19 protein-coding genes are annotated in these 18357 nt (G+C 66.3%); 13 read left to right on the top strand and 6 right to left on the bottom strand.

Annotated features, from left to right (window positions below):
* Positions 1 to 47 precede the first annotated feature (47 nt).
* The 3 genes from K4043_RS08475 to K4043_RS08465 all read left to right on the top strand — a co-directional run bounded on the left by K4043_RS08475 (position 48) and on the right by K4043_RS08465 (position 1896).
* Positions 48 to 992 (top strand): DegV family protein, encoded by a 945-nt coding sequence (locus K4043_RS08475; RefSeq protein ID WP_265308955.1) that lies wholly within the window; start codon positions 48 to 50, stop codon positions 990 to 992.
* Positions 993 to 1057: 65 nt separating this feature from the next.
* Positions 1058 to 1393, top strand: coding sequence for a hypothetical protein (locus K4043_RS08470; protein ID WP_265308954.1), 336 nt, complete (start codon positions 1058 to 1060; stop codon positions 1391 to 1393).
* Positions 1394 to 1497: 104 nt separating this feature from the next.
* On the top strand, positions 1498 to 1896 hold the full coding sequence (locus K4043_RS08465) for a hypothetical protein (protein ID WP_265308952.1): 399 nt from the start codon (positions 1498 to 1500) through the stop codon (positions 1894 to 1896).
* Positions 1897 to 1950: 54 nt separating this feature from the next.
* On the opposite strand, the gene fghA is transcribed toward K4043_RS08465, so the two are convergent.
* From fghA to K4043_RS08445, 4 genes are all read right to left on the bottom strand, one after another.
* Positions 1951 to 2781, bottom strand: coding sequence for an S-formylglutathione hydrolase (gene fghA, locus K4043_RS08460; protein WP_265308951.1), 831 nt, complete (start codon positions 2779 to 2781; stop codon positions 1951 to 1953).
* A gap of 48 nt (positions 2782 to 2829) precedes the next feature.
* On the bottom strand, positions 2830 to 3939 hold the full coding sequence (locus K4043_RS08455) for an S-(hydroxymethyl)glutathione dehydrogenase/class III alcohol dehydrogenase (RefSeq protein WP_123730210.1): 1110 nt from the start codon (positions 3937 to 3939) through the stop codon (positions 2830 to 2832).
* A 55-nt stretch (positions 3940 to 3994) separates the two neighbouring features.
* The gene (locus tag K4043_RS08450; protein ID WP_019183747.1) at positions 3995 to 4270 is read right to left on the bottom strand and encodes a metal/formaldehyde-sensitive transcriptional repressor; all 276 of its coding nucleotides are present in this window, start codon (positions 4268 to 4270) and stop codon (positions 3995 to 3997) included.
* A gap of 69 nt (positions 4271 to 4339) precedes the next feature.
* Positions 4340 to 5224, bottom strand: a complete 885-nt coding sequence (locus K4043_RS08445) for a LysR family transcriptional regulator (protein ID WP_265308950.1) — start codon at positions 5222 to 5224, stop codon at positions 4340 to 4342.
* A gap of 107 nt (positions 5225 to 5331) precedes the next feature.
* Between K4043_RS08445 and K4043_RS08440 the strand changes: the two genes are divergently transcribed.
* The gene (locus tag K4043_RS08440) at positions 5332 to 6390 is read left to right on the top strand and encodes an NAD(P)-dependent alcohol dehydrogenase (RefSeq protein WP_265308948.1); all 1059 of its coding nucleotides are present in this window, start codon (positions 5332 to 5334) and stop codon (positions 6388 to 6390) included.
* Between the two features lie 63 nt (positions 6391 to 6453).
* On the opposite strand, the gene K4043_RS08435 is transcribed toward K4043_RS08440, so the two are convergent.
* Positions 6454 to 7818: a glutamate--cysteine ligase gene (locus tag K4043_RS08435; RefSeq protein WP_123730205.1), complete on the bottom strand. Its 1365-nt coding sequence runs from the start codon at positions 7816 to 7818 to the stop codon at positions 6454 to 6456.
* Positions 7819 to 7981: 163 nt separating this feature from the next.
* Between K4043_RS08435 and K4043_RS08430 the strand changes: the two genes are divergently transcribed.
* From K4043_RS08430 to K4043_RS08420, 3 genes are all read left to right on the top strand, one after another.
* Positions 7982 to 8680, top strand: coding sequence for a VIT family protein (locus K4043_RS08430; RefSeq protein WP_123730204.1), 699 nt, complete (start codon positions 7982 to 7984; stop codon positions 8678 to 8680).
* A gap of 3 nt (positions 8681 to 8683) precedes the next feature.
* Positions 8684 to 9517 carry a helix-turn-helix domain-containing protein gene (locus K4043_RS08425; RefSeq protein ID WP_265308946.1) on the top strand — a complete coding sequence of 278 codons (834 nt, stop codon included), beginning with the start codon at positions 8684 to 8686 and terminating at the stop codon, positions 9515 to 9517.
* A 96-nt stretch (positions 9518 to 9613) separates the two neighbouring features.
* Positions 9614 to 10591: an MBL fold metallo-hydrolase gene (locus K4043_RS08420; RefSeq protein WP_265308945.1), complete on the top strand. Its 978-nt coding sequence runs from the start codon at positions 9614 to 9616 to the stop codon at positions 10589 to 10591.
* A gap of 67 nt (positions 10592 to 10658) precedes the next feature.
* On the opposite strand, the gene yihA is transcribed toward K4043_RS08420, so the two are convergent.
* A complete protein-coding gene (yihA, locus tag K4043_RS08415) occupies positions 10659 to 11282 on the bottom strand; it encodes a ribosome biogenesis GTP-binding protein YihA/YsxC (protein WP_123730201.1) in 624 nt (207 codons plus the stop codon).
* 155 nt (positions 11283 to 11437) lie between these two features.
* Between yihA and K4043_RS08410 the strand changes: the two genes are divergently transcribed.
* From K4043_RS08410 to betB, 6 genes are all read left to right on the top strand, one after another.
* Entirely contained in the window at positions 11438 to 12235 is a 798-nt protein-coding gene (locus tag K4043_RS08410) for a c-type cytochrome (protein ID WP_265308943.1), read from the top strand.
* A gap of 129 nt (positions 12236 to 12364) precedes the next feature.
* Positions 12365 to 13009, top strand: coding sequence for a thiol:disulfide interchange protein DsbA/DsbL (locus tag K4043_RS08405; RefSeq protein WP_265308942.1), 645 nt, complete (start codon positions 12365 to 12367; stop codon positions 13007 to 13009).
* A 122-nt stretch (positions 13010 to 13131) separates the two neighbouring features.
* Positions 13132 to 13959 (top strand): DsbA family protein, encoded by an 828-nt coding sequence (locus tag K4043_RS08400; protein ID WP_265308940.1) that lies wholly within the window; start codon positions 13132 to 13134, stop codon positions 13957 to 13959.
* A gap of 20 nt (positions 13960 to 13979) precedes the next feature.
* Entirely contained in the window at positions 13980 to 14747 is a 768-nt protein-coding gene (locus K4043_RS08395) for an endonuclease/exonuclease/phosphatase family protein (RefSeq protein WP_123730197.1), read from the top strand.
* A 119-nt stretch (positions 14748 to 14866) separates the two neighbouring features.
* Complete coding sequence (gene betT / locus K4043_RS08390; RefSeq protein WP_259259132.1) at positions 14867 to 16846, top strand: choline BCCT transporter BetT; 1980 nt, start codon at positions 14867 to 14869, stop codon at positions 16844 to 16846.
* Positions 16847 to 16880: 34 nt separating this feature from the next.
* A complete protein-coding gene (gene betB / locus K4043_RS08385; RefSeq protein ID WP_265308939.1) occupies positions 16881 to 18353 on the top strand; it encodes a betaine-aldehyde dehydrogenase in 1473 nt (490 codons plus the stop codon).
* Positions 18354 to 18357: the final 4 nt, after the last annotated feature.

The raw sequence follows: 18357 nt of genomic DNA, 5'->3' as shown, positions 1-18357 counted from the left end.
GATAGCGTTCACGTTTCCGAACCTACAACCTGCCGGAGGGGCACAGGATGCGCATCGGAATCGTGGTCGACTCTGCGTGCGATCTGCCGCAGGATTTCATTGAACAACACAACATCGTGCTGCTGCCGATCACCGTCCGCATTGGCGAGGCCGTGCTGGCCGACCATCGCGACGAACAGGCGACACTGAGCTTTCTGCACGCCCACGTTGCCGAGCACGGCGCCGAGGCGGAGACCATTCCGTTCAGCGTCAATCAGATCCGGGATCTGTTCCTGGGCAAGCTGGTGATCGATTACGACCATGTCTTCTGCATGACGATCACCAAGACCCGCAGCCCGATCCACGACAACGCGATGCAGGCCAGCTTCGCGATCCTCAACGATTACAAGCCGGTGCGGCAGGCAGCGGGCTTCAATTCGCCGTTCGCGCTGCGCGTGCTCGATACGCAGAACCTGTTCGCCGCCCAGGGGGTGACCGCAGTGGAAGCGGTGCGCCTGCGCGAGAGTGGTGCGAGCGTGCAGCAGATCCGCGAGCGGCTGGAGCTGCTGGCGCACAACGTGCACGGCTACATGATCACCCGCGATCTGTACTACATGCGCGCCCGTGCGCGGCACAAGGGCGACCGCAGCGTGGGCCTGATCAGCGCCGCGCTGGGCAGTGCGCTGGACATCAAGCCGGTGCTGCATGGCTACCGCGGCGAGACCGGGCCGGTGGCCAAGATCAAGGGCTTCGACAATGCGGTGCAGAAACTGTTCGATTTCGTCGGCCAGCGGGTCAGGGGCGGCCTGATGACGCCAACCGTGTGCATCAGCTACGGCGGCGAGCTGGCCGACCTGCAGGCCCTGCCCGGCTACGCCACGTTGCGTGAGACCTGCCAGGCGCATGGCGTGGATGTGTTCGAGGCGGTGATGAGCCTGACCGGCATGGTCAACGTGGGCAAGGGCGCGGTGACGATCGGGTTTGCCGACGAGCCGCATACCTTCAGCGCCTGACCTGCGTTCTGCACGCGGATTGCACCGCGGCTCTGCCAGCCTTGCCACATTCAAAGGAGGTAACCATGCCAAGTTATGACATCAGCCTGCCGGACCCGGCCAAGGCACGCGGCAACGATCCGGACCTGTCCTTCCACGCCCAGGGCGCGGCGGGCCTGGCCGAGGAACTTCAGAACGCCCTGCGCACCCCGGTGCTGTTCGACCGCTGGCGCGCCAAGCAGGACGATCCCGACGCCGTTGACCCGCAGTGGGGCGCGATCGATCCGTCCGCCACCGTCACCGGCGCGCAGGACGATCTGCGGATCAATCTGGTGGCCACCACCAGCATCGACAGCGACGTGTTCAAGCAGCGCCTGCGCATGCTGGCCGGAAGTCACTGGGAACTGCGCAACGTACGTTGAGTGGGTTGAAGTTGCCCAGGTAGTGGCGGCCGACCGCCAGCACTACCTGGGCGCCACGCCTGGTGTTATCGTGCCGCCCGCCAACGCTGGCTGCATGGATGCTTATGGACCCGAAACTGAAAGCCCTGGTCGAACAGACCAACCTGGCAGACCTGCTGCCGTCTGCCCCGCAGGAAATGGACCTTCGCCAGCCGGTGGCACCGCCAGAGCCGGCCAGGCCGCAACCGGCACGCTCCACGCACGATGCGTTGCAGGTGACGTTCGGTGGTACCGACATGGTGGGAAAGCTGGCCAATGCGCCGACCAGCGGGCGGGTGAAGACGTTCGCGATGGTCATGTTCGGCGGACCGACAATCGTCTTCGCTCTCATCCTCCTGGCCACGGTATGGACCGCGCCAGGCAATTCGGCGGTCGCGCTGGTCTGCGGCACGGCCATTTCACTGGGGCTGATCTGTATCTGGCCCTACCTGCTGTTCCGCAAGCGCGAAAAGCCGTCGACCTGAAGCCTCCAACCGCCCCGCCAGGCAGTTGCCCGGCGGGTGGCCAAACGGCATGCCTCAGGCGTACAAGGCCTTGGCGTGGTGCGCGATGTGCTCGCCGATGAAGCTGCTGATGAAGTAGTAGCTGTGGTCGTAACCGGGCTGCAGGCGCATCGTCAGCGGGTGACCGGCCGCAGTGCACGCCGCCTGCAGCCACTGCGGCTGCAACTGGCTGTCGAGGAACTCATCACCACCGCCCTGGTCGACCAGCAACGGCAGGCGCTCGGTAGCCGTGGCCACCAGCTCGCTGGCATCCCACGCCGCCCAGCGGGCGCGATCTTCGCCCAGATACGCGGTGAACGCCTTCTGGCCCCACGGCACGCGGGTCGGCGCGACGATCGGCGAAAACGCCGAGACGCTTTTGTAGCGCCCCGGATTCTTCAACGCGATCACCAGCGCACCATGCCCCCCCATCGAGTGGCCACTGATGCTGCGTGCACCCGTCGTCTGGAAATGCGCCTCGATCAAGGCAGGCAGCTCCTCCACCACATAGTCGTACATGCGGTAATGCGCCGCCCACGGCTGCTCGCTGGCGTTCAAATAGAAACCCGCCCCCTTGCCCAGGTCGTAGCCCTCGGCATCGGCGACATCATCGCCGCGCGGGCTGGTGTCCGGTGCGACCAGGATCACGCCATGTTCGGCGGCATAACGCTGCGCGCCGGCCTTGGTGATGAAGTTCTGTTCGTTGCAGGTCAGCCCGCTGAGCCAGTACAGCACCGGCAGCTTCTGCGTGGCGGCCTGCGGCGGCAGGTAGACAGCGACGTTCATGTCACAGCCCAGCACCTGCGAGGTGTGGCGGTAGACGTCCTGCCAGCCGCCGGAGGCGGCGCGATGTTCGATGCGTTCCATGATGGTTCTCCGTAGGGGCGGCGCGGACCACGCGCCGCCCGCAGTGGCTCAGAAATGTACGACCGAGCGGATCGACTTGCCTTCATGCATCAGATCGAACGCGTCGTTGATCTCGTCCAGGCCCATCGTGTGGGTCACGAACGGGGCCAGCTCGATGTCGCCCTTCATCGCATCTTCGACCATGCCCGGCAGCTGGCTGCGGCCCTTGACGCCACCGAAGGCGGTGCCCTTCCACGAGCGGCCGGTAACCAGCTGGAACGGACGGGTCGAGATTTCCTGACCCGAACCAGCCACACCGATCACCACGGACTGGCCCCAGCCACGGTGCGCGCATTCCAGCGCCGCACGCATCACGTTGACGTTGCCGATGCACTCGAAGGTATGGTCCACGCCCCAGGTGGTCATCTCCACGATGACCTGCTGGATCGGCTTGTCATGGTCCTTCGGGTTGACGCAGTCGGTGGCACCGAACTGCTTGGCCAACTCAAACTTGGAGGGGTTGGTATCGATCGCGAAGATACGGCCGGCCTTGGCCTGGCGCGCACCCTGGATGACCGCCAGGCCGATACCGCCCAGCCCGAACACCGCCACCGAATCGCCTTCCTGCACCTTGGCCGTGTTGTGCACCGCGCCGATGCCGGTGGTGACGCCGCAGCCGAGCAGGCACACGTGTTCCGGATTGGCGTCCGGATGGATCTTGGCCAGCGAGACTTCGGCCACCACGGTGTACTCGCTGAAGGTCGAGCAGCCCATGTAGTGGTAGATCGGCTCGCCGTTGTAGCTGAAGCGGGTGGTGCCATCGGGCATCACGCCCTTGCCCTGGGTGGCACGCACGGCCACGCACAGGTTGGTCTTGCCCGAGGTGCAGAACAGACACTCACCACATTCGGCGGTGTACAGCGGGATCACGTGGTCGCCCGGCTTGACGCTGGTGACGCCCTCGCCCACTTCGACCACGATGCCCGCGCCTTCATGACCGAGCACGGCCGGGAACAGACCTTCCGGATCATCACCGGACAGCGTGAACGCATCGGTGTGGCAGACACCGGTGTGGGTAATCTTGACCAGCACTTCGCCCTTCTGCGGCGGGGCGACGTCGATCTCGACGATCTTCAGCGGTTCGCCAGCGGCGAAGGCAACAGCAGCACGGGATTTCATGGGGAGCACTCCAAGGCAGGGAACAGAATGTGGCAGCACGCGGTTGTCAGCGCACTCATTTGAGGTAGGACCGGATCAGCATGCTCATCTCGCGCACGCGTTCGTCGCGCTGCGCATCGGATTGGGCCGGCTGCCCGAACTCTTCGCGCAGATGCGCTTCCATCACTTCGGACATCAGCCCGTTGACGGCACCGCGGATCGCGGCGATCTGCTGCAGCACCGGCCCGCACTCGGCCCCGGCTTCCAGCGCGCGGTCCAGCGCATCGCACTGACCACGGATCCGACGGACCCGGGCGAGAACGCGCTTTTTTTCCTGCGGTGAATGGGGCATGGGGGAAAAGCCGGTTAACTATACTGGGGGTGAGTATACAGCATCAGTGAAACCACCCCTTTCGTGCCGCTAACCGCGCAGCAGATCAATGAATGCCCGCAGCGCCGACGACATCTGCCGCTGCCGCGGGTAGTACACCGCAAAACCCGCGAATGGCTCGCTCCAGTCTTCCAGCACCGCCACCAGCCGGCCGTCATCCAGATACGGGCGCGCGGAATCTTCCAGCACGTAGGCCAACCCCAACCCGTCGACCACCGCCTGCAGGATCGTGTTCTGATCGCCCAGCGTCAGCCGCCCCGGGACATCGATTTCCAGCGCTTGTCCGTCGCGTTCGAACTGCCACTTGTAGAGATGGCCGCTGGCGAAGCGGAACCGTACACACTCATGGTGATGCAGATCACGGGGGTGCCGAGGTATCTCGCGCCCTGCCAGATATGCTGGCGCACCCACGATCAAACCGCGCAGCGCCGGCCCCAGTGGCACGGCCACCATGTCTTCCGGCACCGATTCGTGCAGGCGCACGCCAGCGTCGTAACCGCCGGCGACGATATCCACCAGACCGTCATCCTGGGCGAGCTCCAGACGCACATCCGGATGCGCGAGCAGGAACTTCGCCAGCCGTGGGCCCAACTGGGTCTGCACGGCGGCGCGGGTGGCGTTGATGCGCAACAGGCCAGCCGGTGCCGCACGGAAGTGGTTCATTTCTTCCAGTGCGTCATGCACCTGCCCAAGCGCGGGTTGCAGGCGCTCCAGCAGGCGCTGACCGGCTTCGGTGAGGGCCACGCTGCGGGTGGTGCGGTGGAACAGGCCCACGCCCAGGCGCTCTTCCAGCGCGCGGATCGCGTAACTGACCGCCGAGGTGGACAGCGCCAGCTCCGCCCCGGCCTTGCGGAAGCTGCGGTGGCGGGCCACAGCGGCGAAGGCAGCCAGATGGGTCAGGTTGTCAGTGACCATGATTATCCAGTCTTACTTGATGAATCATGCCGATATCCTGACTGTCTGTGCACGGGATCGGGGCGTATTGTAAAGCGCCTTTCTACAAACCTGCCAAGGATTCCCCCATGTCCCTCGCCCATGGTTATGCGGTGCACGACCAGACCGCGCCGCTGGTGCCGTTCTCCTTCGAACGTCGCGCGGCCGGTCCCGATGACGTCCGCATCGAGATTCTCTTCAGTGGCATCTGTCACTCCGATCTGCATCAGGCCCGCGATGATTGGGGTGGCGCCAAGTTCCCGATGGTCCCCGGCCACGAGATCATCGGCCGCGTGACCGAGGTCGGTGCCAACGTCACCGGCTTCAAGGTCGGCGATTTCGCCGGCGTCGGCTGCATGGTCGACTCCTGCCGCCACTGCGCCGCCTGCGATGAAGACCTGGAACAGTACTGCGAGAAGGGCGCGACCTTCACCTACAACAGCACCGAGCGTGACAGCGGCCAGCCGACCTTCGGCGGTTACTCCGACCACATCGTGGTCGAGCAGCGCTTCGTGGTGAAGGTGTCCGAGACGCTCGACCTCAAGGCCGCCGCGCCGCTGCTGTGTGCTGGCATCACCACCTATTCGCCGCTGCGCCACTGGAAGGTCGGCCCCGGCCAGAAGGTCGGCGTGATCGGCTTGGGTGGCCTGGGCCACATGGGCGTGAAGTTCGCCAAGGCGATGGGCGCCACCGTGGTGATGATCACCACCACCCCGGAAAAGGGTGCCGACGCCAAGCGCCTGGGCGCCGATGAAGTGCTGGTCTCGCGTGATCCGGCGCAGATGAAGGCCCATGCGGGCAGCTTCGATTTCCTGCTCAACACCATCCCGGTCAGCCACGACACCAACCCGTACATGTCCCTGCTCAAGCGCGATGCCACCATGTGCCTGGTCGGTGTGCTGACCGAGCTGGATCCGCCGCTGATGGGCGCTTCGGTGATGTTCGGCCGCAAGCACATCACCGGCTCGGCGATCGGCGGCATGGCCGAAACGCAGGAAATGATGGACTTCTGTGCCGAGCACAACATCGTCAGCGACGTGGAAGTGATCGACATCAAGACCGTCAACGAAGCCTGGGAGCGCATGGCGAAGAATGACGTGCGCTACCGCTTCGTGATCGACATGGCCACGCTGGAAAAGGCGGCCTGATCCTTCCGCACAGGCATGAAAAAACCCCGGCAATGCCGGGGTTTTTTGTTGATCAATGCGCACTCAGTACGCGAATTCCTTGAACACCGGGTCGATGTTGCCGCCCCACTCGCCGTGGAACAGCGCCAGCTTGCGATCGGCTGGGGTCAGCCCGGAATCGACGATCTCCTGCAGCACCTCCAGGAACTTGCTTTCGTCCTGACCATCGGCATTGCGCGCGGCGCGGCGCTTGAGGCCAGCCACGGCGATCTTCAACGCTTCGCGTGACAGATCCAGCACGGTGCCGTTGCGGAACGGCAGCTTCAACCCATGCTTCGGCACGCCATCACGCAGGACATTGCGCTCGACCAGGCTGAAATCACGGACCAGGTCCCACGCAGCATCCAGCGCGGCATCGTCATACAGCAGGCCCACCCAGAACGCGGGCAGCGCGCACAGGCGACTCCACGGGCCCGCATCTGCGCCGCGCATTTCCAGGTACTTCTTCAGGCGCACTTCCGGGAAGGCGGTGGTCATGTGGTCGGACCAGTCGCGCAGCGTGGGCAGCTGGCCCGGCAGCACCGGCAGCTTGCCGACCATGAAATCGCGGAAGCTCTGGCCGCTGGCATCGTGGTACTTGCCATCGCGGTAGGAGAAGTACATCGGCACATCCAACAGGTAATCCACATAACGCTCATAACCGAAGCCGTCTTCGAAGACGAAGTCGAGCATGCCGGTGCGGTCGTTGTCGGTGTCGGTCCAGATGTGCGAGCGGTAGCTCTGGTAGCCGTTCGGCGCGCCTTCGGTGAACGGCGAATCGGCGAACAGCGCGGTGGCGATCGGCTGCAGCGCCAGCGACACGCGGAATTTCTTCACCATGTCCGCTTCGGTGGCGTAGTCCAGGTTGACCTGCACCGTGCAGGTGCGGGTCATCATGTCCAGGCCGAGCGTGCCGACCTTGGGCATGTACTCGCGCATGATCTTGTAGCGGCCCTTGGGCATCCACGGCATTTCATCGCGGGCCCACTTCGGCTGGAAGCCCATGCCGAGGAAGCCCAGCTGCAGTTCACCGGCGACCTGCGCCACTTCGTTGAGGTGGGTGCCGGTTTCCACGCAGGTCTGGTGGATGGTCTCCACCGCCGCGCCGGACAGCTCCAGCTGGCCGGCCGGCTCCAGCGTCACCGAGGCGTTGTCGCGCAGCAGCGCGATGGTATGGCCGCCCTCTTCCACTGGATCCCAGCCGAAGCGGGTCAGGCCCTTGAGCAGTGCTTCGATGCCGCGGTCACCTTCGAAGGTAGGCGGGCGCAGGTCATCCAGGCGGAAGCCGAACTTCTCGTGCTCGGTGCCGATGCGCCACTGCGCCTGGGGCTTTTCGCCGGAGGCCAACGTGGCGACCAGTTCATTACGGTCGGTGATCGGCGTCTCGGCGACGTGGCTGGGGCTCGACAAGGGGAGGCTCGCAGAATTCTGGTCAGGGCGGGGATGTGGGGTTCACGCCCCCGCATCGCAAGGGCGCACTATATCGTGGCGTCCCCTGCCGTCGTGTCACCGTGACGGTTTTCAGCATCCTACTGGCATGGGCTTGACGATGCCCTGGCCCTAAACTGACCCCATGAGCCGATCCCGACATCCGGAAGTCCATCGCTCCGACCGTGTCGGCTGGCTGCGTGCCGCCGTGCTCGGCGCCAATGACGGCATTGTTTCGGTGGCCGGCCTGGTCGTCGGCATCGCTGCCAGCGGCGCCTCGGCTTCCACGATCCTGGCCACCGGCATCGCCGGGACCGTGGCCGGCGCGATGTCGATGGCGGCCGGCGAGTATGTTTCGGTGCAGTCCCAAGCCGATACCGAGCGTGCCGACCTGGCAGTGGAGAAGCGCGAACTGCACGAAGACCCGCACAGCGAGCTGGAAGAGCTGGCCGCGATTTACCGCCATCGTGGGCTGAGTCCCGAGCTGGCGCATGAAGTGGCCACCCAGCTCACCGCGCACGACGCACTGGGGGCGCATGCCCGCGATGAGCTGGGCATCACCGAGGAACTGCGGGCGCGCCCGATGCAGGCCGCCATGGCCTCGGCCGGCGCCTTCATCAGTGGCGCCGCGTTGCCGGTGCTGACTGCCCTGCTCGCGCCGCATGCTGTCGTCGGCCAGGCCACCACCGTGGTGACGCTGCTGGGGCTGTGCCTGACTGGCACCCTGGCCGCGCACGCCGGCGGCGCCTCGCGCGTGCGTGGCGCGCTGCGCGTGACCTTCTGGGGCGCGATCGCGATGGCCGCCGCCGCACTGGTCGGCCAGCTGTTCAACGTGGCAGGCTGAGTGATGTCCGCCCCCGTTGATACCACCACCTCGCTGCTGGCGACCCTGGCCAGCCTGGCCGACTGCCAGCGCGCGGATGGTTACGCCTGCATCACTGCGCGCCGCGAGCATGGCGCCTCGTCGGTGGAGATTCCGCAGCCGCAGTTCGCGATCCTGCTGCAGGGTCGCAAGCAGGTGCGCACCGCGCAGCAGTCACTGGAATTCGCGCCGGGCGATCTGTTCCTGATCACCCGCCGCTGCCGCATTGATGTGGTCAACATCCCCGATCCGCACAGCGGCCTCTATCTCAGTGCGATCGTGCCGATGTGCGCCGAGGCGCTCACGGCTGCCCGCGCGCTGTGGAACGAGCCGCTGCCGCAGGCCGGTGAAGCACTGGCCAGGCTGCCACTGGCCGAGCATGGCGCGACCCTGCTGCAGTGGCGGCAGGCGCTGGAACACGGTCACTACACCGAAGCACGGTTGGCCCTGGCCTCGCTTGCCGTGGCCTTCTGCCGGCGCGGGCACGGCAGCCTGCTGGTTCCCCCCGAGCCGAGCCTGGGTGATCGCATCCGCGACCTGATCGCAGCCCAGCCCGAGCGCGATTGGCAGTCACGCGATTTCGAAGCGCAGCTGGGCCTCAGCGGTGCCACGCTGCGCCGGCGCTTGGCCAGCGAACACTCCAGCGTGCGCGAACTGATCACCGATGCGCGGCTCGCGCATGCGATGGGCCTGCTCTACACCACCCGGCTGCCGTTGAAGACCGTGGCCGCGCGCGTGGGCTACCGTTCGCTGGGCAGCTTCAACAAGCGCTTCGCCGAACGCTATGGGCTGGAACCAGCGGCGATCGGCAACAGCTGAGCGCGAGCGGATCGCGCGGCATTCTGAGCGGAACGCAGCAGACAGGACGCGCAGCATGGAGGCACCGCGGCGCAGCCGCCCTGTACGGAATCTGTCATGCCCATTCCCTGCGTTCGCACGCTCGCCGCCGCCGTGTTGCTGGCCGTTGTCGCCAGCCCTGCGTTTGCCACCACCACGCACACCCCGCACCAGCAGGTCCCCGGCGTGTATCACCAGACCATCGGCACGCTGCAGGTCACCGCGCTGTTCGATGGCACCGTCGCACTGGGCCGCCAGGAACTGGTCGGAATCGCCCCCGGCGCGGTCACCCGCCTGCTCGATCACCGCTATGTGCCCGAAGATGGCAAGGGCCTGCAGACGGCGGTCAATGCGTACCTGGTGCAGCAGGGCGATCACCTGACCCTGGTCGACACCGGCACCGCGCAGTGCTTCGGCCCCGGCCTGGGCCAGGTGCTGGGCAACCTGCGCAAGGCCGGCTACGACCCGGCCGAGGTGGATGAGGTGGTACTGACCCACGCGCACCCGGATCACCTGTGCGGCCTGCTCGATGCGCAGGACAGGATTGCCTACCCGAATGCCACGGTGTGGCTGTCGGCGGCTGATGCCGCGTTCTGGCTGGATCCGGCCAGCGAGGCAACCGCGCCGCAGGGCGTGCGCTTTGCCTTCGCCTTGGCGCGCAAGGCGGTGTCGCCGTATGAAGCGAGCGGGAAACTGAAGCGCTTTGCACCTGGCGACACATTGCCGGCGGGCATCACCGCTTTGGACAGCCATGGTCATACGGTCGGCCATGTGTCGTACAAGATCGATGGCGGCACCGGCCACCAGTTGCTGGTGTGGGGCGACATCGTGCATTTCCACGCGGTGCAGTTCGCGCAGCCTCAGGCGTCGTTTGAAGCGGACAGCGACCGCGTCGCCGCGATCGCCAGCCGGCGCCGGATGATGGCGCAGGCGGCGGATCAGGGCTGGTGGGTAGCCGGCGCGCACCTGCCCTTCCCGGGGCTGGGGCATGTGCGTCGCGAAGGGGAGGCATTCGCCTGGGTACCGGGCGAATTCGCGCCGTTGCCGGCGAAATGATGGGAGCCGGCCAGCGGCCGGCACTACCCGCGTCGCGCGGTCCGTTGGACTGCCGCGACGTCTGGGATCAGACCGCTTCCGGCGCCGGCTTGTTCAGGCCCAGCCAGCCGCCGATGATGCCGCGGGCTTCATCCACGCCCTGGCGGGCGGGACCGGAGAAGGTCTGCACGCTGACGGTATCGCCGAAGGAGGACTGCAGTTCCTTGCGCACCTTCTGCAGAGCGATGCCCTGCTGGCCGCGGCCGAGCTTGTCGGCCTTGGTCAGCAGCGCGTGCGCCGGCAGGCCACGCTGCACTGCATAGGCAAGCATCTGGCGGTCGTAGTCCTTCAGCGGGTGACGGATGTCCATCACCACCACCAGGCCACGCAGGGCCTCGCGGGTACGGAAGTACTGGTCGATGAACGCCTGCCAGTGCGCCTGCAGATCCAGCGGGACCTTGGCGTAGCCATAGCCGGGCAGATCGACCAGCTTGGCCTCCGGGGTGACCTCGAAGAACACCAGCTGCTGGGTGCGGCCGGGGGTCTTGGAGACCCGGGCCAGGCTGTTCTGGCGGGTCAGGGCGTTGAGGGCGCTGGACTTGCCAGCATTTGAGCGACCGGCAAAGGCGACTTCCGCGCCCACGTCGTCCGGCAATTGCCGGGTGTTGTGGGCCGAAAGCAGGTATTGGGCGCGTTCGAGGAGCAATGACATGGGTATAGGATCGCATGTCCGGGCCCGATCCGCGCTGCCCGCGCTCGGTTTTGCTGCACCCTGCGTTGACCGTGGCGTGAAACGGCGTTGATAATCGGGCGATCCCCGTGGTTGCGGTCCCGCAACCGCCAGGCCGGTCCACACGGAGCTTCCGCATGCGCCATGCTCGCGTTCTTGCCGTTTCCGCACTTGCTGTCTCGCTGCTCGCCGCCGTTGCCGTTGCCCAGACCTCGATCACGCCCCTGCCGGACAACGGGCCGATCAAGACCGCCTCGCTGGAGGTCGATTTCAGCAAAACCACCTGGGGCGATCCCAAGGCCGGGCAGACCAAGGCGGCCGCCTGCGCGGCCTGTCACTCGGCCGATGGCAATTCCACGGTGGAGATGTACCCGAGCATCGCCGGCCAGAGCGAGCGCTACAGCGCGCAGCAGATGGCCCTGATCGCCAATGGCCAGCGCACCTCCGGGGCCTCGGCGGCGATGGTGCCGTTCGTGCAGGACCTCACCCCGCAGGACATGCGCGACATCGGCGCCTACTTCGCCACCCAGAAGGCCACGGCCGGCATCGCCGACGATGGCGCGGTGACCGAGGGCCCGTACGCCGGCAAGAAGTTCTTCGAGATCGGCCAGCAGCTGTACCGCGGCGGCGATGCCGAGCGCGGCATCCCGGCCTGCATGGCCTGTCACGGCCCGACCGGCGCCGGCAATCCGGGCCCGGCCTACCCGCACATCAGCGGCCAGCACTCGGCCTACGTTGCCCGCCGGCTGCAGGAGTACCAGGCCGGGACCACCCAGGAAACCGACAAGGCGCACTTCCAGATCATGGCCACGATCGCCAAGTCGTTGACCGAGCAGGAGATCCAGGCCTTGGCCAGCTACCTGCAGGGCCTGCACAACCGGGCCGATGATGTCGCCGCTGCGGCCACCGTTGCCGGGGGCACGCCGGCACCGTAACCACCGCCCGCACCGCAGCGCATCCCCTTGGTCGGATGACAGATGCGACCGCCGTGGCTGGCGGGGTATGTTCACTGCCACGCCGGCGACTGGGCCGGCGTCGTTTTTTCTGTATGGAGATGGATGTAGATGACGTTGATGCCCCGCCTGATGTTGGTGCTGCTGGCCCTGAGCCCGTTGACCACCCTCGCTGCCACCCCGACACCGCTGGTGGAGGGCAAGGATTACGAACGCATCGCCGATGCCGGTCCGTTCGCGCCGCTGGCCGGCAAGATCGAAGTCGTGGAGATGTTCGGCTACACCTGCCCGCACTGCGCGCACTTCGAGCCGCAGCTGGAAGCCTGGGCCGCCAAACTGCCCAAGGATGTCCGCTTCACCCCGGTGCCGGCCGCTTTCGGTGGCGTATGGGATTCGTTCGCCCGCGCCTACTACGCCGCCGATCAGCTGGGCGTGGCCAAGCGCAGCCACCGCGCCATGTTCGATGCCCTGCATGAGAAGGGCTCGCTGCCGATGCAGAACGTCTCGCCGGACGAACTGGCCGCGTTCTACCAGGGCTTCGGCGTAGCCCCGGCGCAGTACATCACCGCGCTCAAGAGCGACGCCGTGGATGCCAAGGTCAAGGCCGCCCGTGCCTTCGCCCTGCGCACCAAGGTGCCGGGCACGCCGACGTTGATCGTCAACGGCGTGTACCTGGTCAAGGGCGACTCGTTCGAGTCGATGCTGCGCAATGCAGATGCCCTGATCGCCCGCGCGCGCAGCGGCAAGGCGCTCTAACAGCGCTCGCTGAACCATCACGCACCGTGCACGCGGGACGCTCGTTTCCGCGTGTCATCATGCTTCCCTGGCCGATGCTCCCAGCATCGGCCCCACCATGCTCATCCGCTGGAGATCCCTCGATGAAGACCCGTTTCGCCATTACGCTCATGGCCCTGCTGCCGATCCTGGCCGCCTGCAAGGCCCAGGACGGTACCGCCAACACCACCGCTCCGGCCGAACCGGCCACCCCGGCCAGCGCCCCGGCCACCGAAACGGCGACGCCGACCGAGCAGGCCCCGGCCGCCAGCGGTGACACCGCCGCTGCCGAGACCGCTGCCGCCGAAGCCACCACCCCGGCGCCGGCCCCGGCCTCTTCGCGCCCGACCGGCCCGGAGCCGGTTGCCGGCACCGACTACGTGGTGATCGAGAACGGCCAGCCGTTCCAGCCGGCAGCGGGCAAGATCGAAGTCGCTGAGATCTTCGGTTACGTCTGCCCGGCCTGCGCCGCGTTCCAGCCGCTGATCGGGCCGTGGAAGGCGGGCCTGCCGAGCGATGTGAACTTCGTCTATGTGCCGGCCATGTTCGGCGGCACCTGGGATGACTACGGCCGCGCGTTCTACGCGGCACAGAGCATGGGCCTGCAGGAAAAGACCCACGAAGCGCTGTACGCCGCCATCCACGCCGAGCAGAGCCTGAAGGGTGAGCGCGGCCGCGATTCGGTCGAGGACATCGCCAAGTTCTACGCCAAGCACGGTGCCGACCCGAAGCAGTTCGCCGCCACCATGGGCAGCTTCGCGATCAACGCCAAGACCAACTCGGCCAAGCAGTTCGCCCAGCGCAGCAAGATCTCGGGCACCCCGTCGGTGATCGTCAACGGCAAGTACCTGGTCAAGGGCAAGAGCTTCCCGGACATGCTGCGCATCGCCGATCACCTGATCGCACGCGAACGCGCCGGCAAGGCCAACTGATCCTGCGATAGCGAACCGTCGTGAATTCCCCCCACACGCGGACCCTGCGCCTGCTGACGGCCAATATCCAGGCCGGTTCGAGCACCCGCCGTTACAGTGACTACGTGACCCGCAGCTGGTCGCACGCACTGCCGGCCGGGCGCAAGCGAACCAGCCTGGATGCCATCGCGCAGATGGCCCGCGAACACGACATCGTCGGTCTGCAGGAGGCCGACCCCGGCAGCCTGCGCTCGGGTTTCACCAACCAGACCCACTATCTGGCCGAGCGCGCCGGCTTCAATTACTGGAGCCACCAGCCCAACCGCCGGATGGGCGGGGTGGCCTCCAGCGCCAACGGCCTGCTCAGCAAGCTCGAGCCGGTCGAGGTCCAGGACCACGCCCTGCCCGGCCGGATCGGCGGGCGCGGCGTGCTGCTGGCCAAGTTCGGTGAAGGCAGCCAGGGGCTGGCGGTGGCGGTGGCGCATCTGTCGCTGGGGACCAATTCGCGCATGTCGCAATTGGCCTTCATTGCCGATCTGCTCTCCGACCACCCCAATGCCGTGCTGATGGGCGATTTCAACTGCCTGGCCGAACGGCCGGAAATGCAGGTGCTGTACCAGAAGACGACGCTGCAGCCGCCTGGCTGCGTAGTGCCGACCTTCCCCAGCTGGCGCCCGGACCGGGCCATTGACCACATCCTGCTCAGCAATGGCCTGCAGCAACGCAGCGCCGAAGCTGTGCCCGCCGCGTTCTCAGATCATCTCGCGCTGGCGATGTCGATCGACGTTCCTACCAGCGCGCTGCGCTGAGCCATGCCCACCCGCCGCCCTTGTGCGGCGGGCATCGTGAGCGTCTAAACAGGCTGTCCACAGCGCCTGTGCGATAAATCCGCCGTCCGCCGGACCGGCACCAGAGTATCCCTCCCCCCATGAGTACCGTGGAGCCGCCTCTGCCCGAGGTGCGCACGCTTCGACCCGTGTTCCTGCTTGCCGCCACCATCGTGGCGGCATTCGCCATTCTGGTCACCGCGTTTCCGATCGATGCCGGCGTGATGCTGCTCGATGCCCAGACCTGGGCCTCGCGCAATGTCGGCTGGTATTACCTGCTGGCGATGACCGTGTACCTAGTGTTCGTGGTCGGCGTGGCGCTGTCCGGCTATGGCAACGTCAAGCTGGGCGCGGACCATGACGAACCGGAGTTCAGCTATCTCTCCTGGGCCGGCATGCTGTTCGCCGCCGGCATCAGCATCACCCTGTTCTTCTTCTGCGTCTCCGAGCCGCTGACCCATTACCTGCTGCCACCGCAGGGCGGCACCGGCAGTGGCGAGGCCAGCGCGCGCCAGGCGATGCAGCTGCTGTTCCTGCACTGGGGCCTGCATGGCTGGGGCGTGTTCGCGCTGGCCGCGATGGCGCTGGCCTACTTCGCCTACCGCCACAACCTGCCCCTGGCGCTGCGCTCAGCGCTGTATCCGCTGATCGGCAAGCGCATCAACGGGCCGATCGGCTACACCGTGGATGCCCTGGGCATCGTGGCCACTGTGTTCGGCCTCGGCGCGGACATGGGCTTTGGCGTGCTGCATCTCAACGCGGGCCTGAACACCTTGTTCCCGGTACCGCATGCGGCCTGGGTGCAGGTCGGGCTGATCGTACTGATGATGGGCGCGGCGATCACCGTGGCCGTATCCGGCGTGGAGAAAGGCGTGCGCTGGATGTCCAACATCAACATGCTGCTGGCGATCTCGTTGCTGCTGTTCATGCTGTTCGCCGGCCCCACCCAGTACCTGCTCAATGCCTTCATGCAGAACATGGGCGACTACCTGGGCAACGTGGTCGGCAAGAGTTTCGATGTGTACGCCTACGGCGGGCGCCCGGACTGGCTGGGCAACTGGACGGTGTTCTACTGGGCCTGGTGGATCGGCTGGGCGCCGTTCGTAGGTTTGTTCATCGCGCGCATCTCGCGCGGCCGCACCATCCGCGAGTTCGTGCTCGGCGTGCTGCTGATTCCGCTCGGTTTCACCCTGGCGTGGCTGTCGATCTTCGGCAACAGCGCGCTGGATCAGATCCTGCACCACGACCAGGTGCACCTGGCACAGATGGCGGTGGAGAATCCACCGACCGTGCTGTACGCACTGCTGGAAAGCTATCCGTGGAGCCGCACCGTCATCGCGGTCACGGTGATCGTCAGCTTCATCTTCTTCGTCACCTCGGCCGATTCCGGCACCGTGGTGCTGTCCACGCTGTCCTCGCAGGGCGGCAATCCGGAAGACGACGGCCCGCGCTGGCTGCGCGTGTTCTGGGGCGTGATGACCGGTCTGGTCACCGCCGGGCTGCTGCTGGCGGGCAGCATGGATGCGCTCAAATCCGCCGTGGTATTGGCCTCACTACCGTTCTCGGTGGTCCTGCTGCTGATGCTGTGGGGCCTTACCCGTGCGCTGGGCGAAGAATCGCAGCGCAAGAAGGCCTCGCAGTACTCGCCAATCCCGTTGATCGGGCAATCGCGGCATCAGCGCGGCTGGCGCCAGCGCATCACCCAGGCGGTGCATTTCCCGGTACGCGACGAGGTGTACCGGTTCATGGATACCGATGTGAAGCCGGCGATCGAAGCCGTCGCGGCGCAGCTGCTCGAACAGGGCCTGGATGTGCAGACGAAGTTCGAGCCGGGCGAGATGGAACTCACCGTGGATCACGGCGAGCAGCAGGTGTTCACCTACCAGGTGATCATGCGCGGCTATCTCACCCCCTCCTTCGCCGCGCAGCGCTTCCGCAACCAGCGTTACTACCGCGCCGAAGTGCACCTCTATGAAGGTGGACAGGACTACGAGCTGTTCGGCTACAGCCGCCAGCAGATCATCAACGACATCATCGATCAGTACGAGCGTCACCTGCAGTTCCTGCATCTCACGCGTTGACGCACTGATCTCCCGCTGCAAAGGAGTCATCGACATGCCTACCCTCCCCGACCAGCTGCTGTACATCGGCGGCCGCTACGTTCCCTCCCAGGGGGGAAAGACCTTCGAGGTCATCAACCCGGCCACCGGCGAGCTGCTCGCCAACGTCCACAGCGCCAACAGCGACGATCTCGACGCCACCGTGGAGAGCGCCCAGGCCGGCCAGAAAGTGTGGGCCGCGCTGACCACCGTGGAGCGCTCGCGCATCCTGCTGCGGGCGGTGGCGCTGCTGCGCGAGCGCAACGATGCGCTTGCCGAGCTGGAATCGCGCAACACCGGCAAGGCCCTGAGCGAAACGCTCAGCGTGGACGTGGTCACCGGCGCGGACGTGCTGGAGTACTACGCCGGTGTCATGCACGGGCTGGAAGGCAGCCAGGTGCCGCTGCGCGAGAGCAGCTTCTTCTACACCCGGCAGGAACCACTGGGCGTGGTCGGGGCGATCGGCGCGTGGAACTACCCGATCCAGATCGCACTGTGGAAGGCTGCCCCGGCGCTGGCCGCCGGCAACGCGATGATCTTCAAGCCCAGCGAAGTGACGCCGTTGACCGCGCTGAAGCTGGCAGAGATCTTCACCGAGGCCGGCCTGCCCGATGGTGTGTTCAACGTGTTGCCCGGCGATGGTGCCGGCGTCGGTTCGGCCCTGACCGAGCACCCGCTGATCGAGAAAATCTCTTTCACCGGCGGCACCGCGACCGGCCGCAAGGTGATGGCCAGTGCCTCCAGCTCCACACTCAAGGACGTCACCATGGAGCTGGGCGGCAAGTCGCCGCTGATCATCTGCGCGGACGCCGATCTGGACCTGGCCGCCGACGTGGCGATGATGGCCAACTTCTACAGCTCCGGCCAGGTGTGCACCAACGGTACCCGCGTGTTCGTTCCGCGCAGCACGCTGGCCGCGTTCGAAGCCAAGCTGCTGGAACGGGTCAAGCGCATCCGCATTGGTGACCCGCTGGCCAAGGACACCAACTTCGGCCCGCTGGTCAGCGCCGCGCACATGCAGCGCGTGCTTGAGCACATCGGCAGCGGCAAGGCCGAGGGTGCACGGCTGGTCTGCGGCGGCGAACGGCTGACCGACGGCGCGCTGGGCAAGGGCTGCTATGTGGCACCGACCATCTTCAGCGATTGCCGCGATGACATGCGCATCGTGCGCGAGGAAATCTTCGGGCCGGTGATGAGCCTGCTGGCCTACGACGACGAAGACGACGCCGTGCGCCGCGCCAACGACACCGATTTCGGTCTCGCCGCCGGTGTGGTGACGCCGGACCTGGCGCGCGCGCATCGGCTGATCCACCAGCTCGAGGCCGGCATCTGCTGGGTCAACAGCTGGGGCGAATCGCCGGCGCAGATGCCGGTGGGTGGCTACAAGCAGTCCGGTGTCGGCCGCGAAAACGGACTGGCCACGCTGCGTGCCTACACCCGCACCAAATCCATCCAGATTGAACTGGACCGCTACGCGTCGGTGTTCTAACCGG

Source organism: Stenotrophomonas sp. SRS1 (assembly GCF_026130205.1).
Taxonomy (GTDB): domain Bacteria; phylum Pseudomonadota; class Gammaproteobacteria; order Xanthomonadales; family Xanthomonadaceae; genus Stenotrophomonas; species Stenotrophomonas rhizophila_B.
This window is presented reverse-complemented; position numbering and strand designations above follow the sequence as displayed.